The following is a 3847-nucleotide window of genomic DNA, read 5'->3' as shown; positions in this document are numbered from 1 at the left end:
GGGGGGAAGATGGGCGGGCCGTGATCCCCGGCGGGGCGGCGCAGCTCGGCCTCGCTCCGGAGCGCGGACCCGGGCCGGTGCTCCTCGGGTTTAAGCCGGGCGAAAGCGGGTTGCGCGACGATGTTGCGCGTCAGCCGGATCGACTGCGCGGCGACGGCGAGGTCCGCTTCGGTCGAGAGGTAGTTCGGCCGGATCGACGGCGGCGTGCGGAAGTCCGGTCCCGCCGCATGGACGGCGCCACGGCTCTCGGGGCGGAGGTTGCAGACCGAGGCGGTCATCGCCGGGAAGGCGTGGACCGGATCGCCGAACTTGTCGAGGCTGACGGGCTGGACGTGATATTCCAGATCCGGCGTCGCCTTCTCCGGGCCGGATCGGGTGAAGACGCCGACCTGGCTCGGCGCCATCGCCATCGGTCCCGAACGGCGCAGCGCGTATTCGAGCCCGATCGCGGCCTTGCCGAGGAGGCTCGACGCCTTCTCGTTCAGGGTGGGCACGCCCGTGACCTTGTAGACCAGCCGCAGTTGCAGGTGGTCCTGGAGGTTGCCGCCGACGCCGGGCGCCTCGGCGACAGGGGTGATCCCGGCCGCCTGCAACGCCTCGCCGTTGCCGACGCCGGACAACTCCAGCAGGTGCGGCGAGCCCACCGCGCCGGCGGCGAGGACGGTCTCGATGCGCGCCCGCGCCACCCGCTCGGCGCCGTCCTGCTGGTAGACGACGCCGCGCACCTGCCCGTCCTCGACGATCAGCCGCTTCGCCTGGGCGCGGATCGCGACCTTCAGGTTCGGCCGCTTCATCGCCGGCCGCAGGAAGGCCTTCGAGGCGTTCCATCGCCAGCCGGAGCGCTGGTTGACGTCGAAATAGCCGCCGCCCTCGTTCGTGCCGACGTTGAAGTCGTCGGTTCGCGGGATGCCAGCCTGTTCCGCCGCGTCGAGAAAGGCGTCGAGCACCGCCCAGCGCACCCGCGCCTTCTCCACCCGCCACGGCCCGCCCGCGCCGTGGTGCGCCGAGGCGCCGCGGTAGAAGTCCTCCTGGGCGATGAAGACCGGCAGGACGTCGTCCCAACCCCAGCCCGTGCAGCCGAGCTGGCGCCAGTGGTCGTAGTCCGCAGCCTGTCCGCGCATGTAGATCATGCCGTTGATCGACGAGCAGCCGCCGAGGACCTTGCCGCGCGGATAGAGCAGGCTCCGCCCGTTCAGGCCAGCCTCGGGCTCGGTGGTGAAGCGCCAGTCGGTGCGCGGGTTGCCGATGCAGTAGAGATACCCGACGGGGATGTGGATCCAGGGATAGTTGTCCTTCCCGCCCGCCTCGAGGACGAGCACGCTGCGTCGGGCGTCCTCGGACAGCCGGCTCGCCAGCACGCAGCCCGCCGAGCCTGCGCCCACCACGACATAGTCGAACTCCTCCATCGTCCATCCTTTCTGCCTTCGCCGGCAAGCCCCCGGGCAGGGCCGCGCGGTTCCGACGGCCCGGGGCGCAGGGTGGATAAGTCACGGACGCGCCGCAAGGGCCTTGCGCGCCGCGAGAACGGCGCGGGAGATCGCAACTGGCGGAGACGGCCGAATCCGTCTAAGGTCGCCGCAACAAGCGACAACGAGCAGGCGGCCAGAGGCATGGCCAGAACAGGCAAACGGAAACCGAGGCCGAGGCAGTCGCCCGGCCGGCTGGAAAGGGCGTTGCGCGGCTTCTTCGGCGGCGTGCTGCGTCTCGTCTGGTGGGTCGGCGTGCGGGTCGCGATCGTCGGCGCGCTCGTGCTCGGCATCGCCACCGCCTATTACTCGAGCCGGCTGCCGCCCCTCGAAGCTCTGCTCGACGGCCGCGAGGGCGGATCGGTGACGCTGACGGACGCATCGGGGGACGTGTTCGCCTGGCGCGGCGAGCAGCACGGGGTGATGTACGCCGACGCGGTCAGCCCGCACCTGATCAACGCGATCATCGCGACCGAGGACCGCCGGTTCTATCGACATTTCGGCGTCGACCTGCGCGGCACCGCGCGCGCGGCGCTGGTGAACCTGCGCTCCGGCGAGACGGTTCAGGGCGGCTCGTCGTTGAGCCAGCAGGTGGCGAAACTCGTCTGGTTCGACAACACGCGCACGCTCGAACGCAAGATCAAGGAGATCCCCGCCGCGCTGGCGCTGGAGTGGAATTTCTCCAAGGCCGAGATCCTGTCGATCTACCTCAACCGCGCCTATCTCGGCGCCGGCGCGACGGGTTTCGAGGCGGCGAGCCAGCGCTACTTCGGCAAGTCGGCCGCGAAGCTCACGCCCGCGGAGGCGGCGATGCTCGCGGGCCTCCTGCGCGCGCCCTCGCGCTTCGCGCCCACCAATGACCTGCAACGGGCGCAGGACCGGGCGCAGACCATCGTCGGGCTGATGGAGGAGCAGGGCTACCTGACCGCGGCCCAGGCCGCCGAGGCTCGGGCGCATCCGGCGAGCCTGTCGGCCGCCGCCGCGGCGCGCGCGGGCGCGGCCTTCGCCGACTGGGTGATGTCCTCGGGGCCGGATTTCCTGACGCGCGACACCACCGAGGACGTGGTCGTCGAGACGACCTTCGACCCGCGCGTCCAGCGCGCGGCCGAGGCGGGGCTGCGCGCGGTCTTCGAGACCAAGATCAAGGAGGGCTCGAACGCTCAGGCCGCGGTCGTGGTCATGGCGCCCGACGGCGCGGTGCGCGCGATGATCGGCGGGCGGGACGTGGCCGGCGCGGACGGCAGCTTCAACCGGGCGACCCAGGCCCTGCGGCAGACCGGATCGCTCTTCAAGACCTTCGTCTACGCCGCGGCGCTGGAGCAGGGCGCGAGCCCGTTCGATCCGGTGCTCGACGCGCCGCTGACGATCAACGTGCCGGGCTCCGGGCCCTGGTCGCCGCAGAACTACACGCGCGAGCACAAGGGCGAGATCGACCTCGCCACCGCCTTCGCCCATTCGATCAACACCTCCGCCGTGCGCGTCGCCGAGGCGGCCGGACGCGCGCGCGTGCGCGCGGTGGCCCAGGATCTCGGCGTGACGGCTCCGATCGCGGAGGGACCGGCGATCGCGCTCGGCGCATCCGAGGCGACGCTCATCGAGATGACGGGCGCCTACGCGGGCATCCTGAACGGCGGCTACCGGGTGCGCCCCTACGGCATGCAGACGCTGAAGCTGCGGGCCGACGGCCAGACGCTGATGCGGGGCGGCGCGGCTCCGCGGGTGCAGGTGCTCGACGAGCGGGTCGACAACGACCTGATCTGGATGATGACCCAGGTGATCGAGAACGGCACCGGCGGCCGGGCGCGGCTTCCGGACCGGCAGGCGGCGGGCAAGACCGGCACCACCTCGGCCGCGCGCGACGCCTGGTTCATCGGCTTCACGGCGGACTACGTCGTCGGCGTCTGGATGGGCTATGACGACAACACGCCGCTGACCGGGGTGACCGGCGGGGGGCTGCCGGCGGAGATCTGGCGCGAGGTGATGGTTCGGATCAACGAGGGCGTGCCGCCGCGGCCGCTGCCGATCCATCCGCCCGAGCGCCGCGCCGCGCCGGCCGTGGTGGCGGGCGGGAACGGACAGGGGACGTCCCTGCCGAATCCCGTCGCGGCCGTCGACACTGTCGTGCGCTCGGTATTCAACAGCGTGGTCAAGGGGCTCTTCGGCTCGAACTGACCGCCCGCCCGTCCGGGTCCGCCACTGCGGGGCAGACCGCGCGCCGCCGGCGCCGCAATCCCCCTTCAGGCATTCATACTGGCAGAAACCCTATCGAGCAGGCGCCTCCCCGCCAAGGGGCGGGGAGCAGCAAGGACTCGCGGCCGCTTGCGGCCGCTCCGCTAGGGAGGCCGCAAAGGCGGCCGACCGTCAGCGCCGTCCGAGCGGGG

The 3847-nt window shown here is 71.9% G+C and carries 2 protein-coding genes; one reads left to right on the top strand and one right to left on the bottom strand.

Annotation, left to right across the window (positions count from 1 at the left end; genetic code table 11):
* Nucleotides 1-1406 (bottom strand): GMC family oxidoreductase N-terminal domain-containing protein (locus tag KBA23_RS16120; protein ID WP_290743096.1); only part of this gene is annotated, 1406 nt, incomplete at its 3' end.
* 204 nt (nucleotides 1407-1610) lie between these two features.
* Here KBA23_RS16120 and KBA23_RS16115 point away from each other — a divergent pair.
* Nucleotides 1611-3638: a transglycosylase domain-containing protein gene (locus tag KBA23_RS16115; RefSeq protein ID WP_290743093.1), complete on the top strand. Its 2028-nt coding sequence runs from the start codon at nucleotides 1611-1613 to the stop codon at nucleotides 3636-3638.
* Nucleotides 3639-3847 lie beyond the last annotated feature (209 nt).

It is taken from the genome of Amaricoccus sp., from assembly GCF_017995835.1.
GTDB lineage: Bacteria > Pseudomonadota > Alphaproteobacteria > Rhodobacterales > Rhodobacteraceae > Amaricoccus.
The sequence above is the reverse complement of the archived record's forward strand: the minus strand, read 5'-3'. Positions and strand labels throughout refer to the sequence as shown.

Bases quoted from the DNA above. Each gene is read 5' to 3' on its own strand.
- KBA23_RS16115 (WP_290743093.1), top strand. From the start codon at position 1,611: ATGGCCAGAACAGGCAAACGGAAACCGAGGCCGAGGCAGTCGCCCGGC.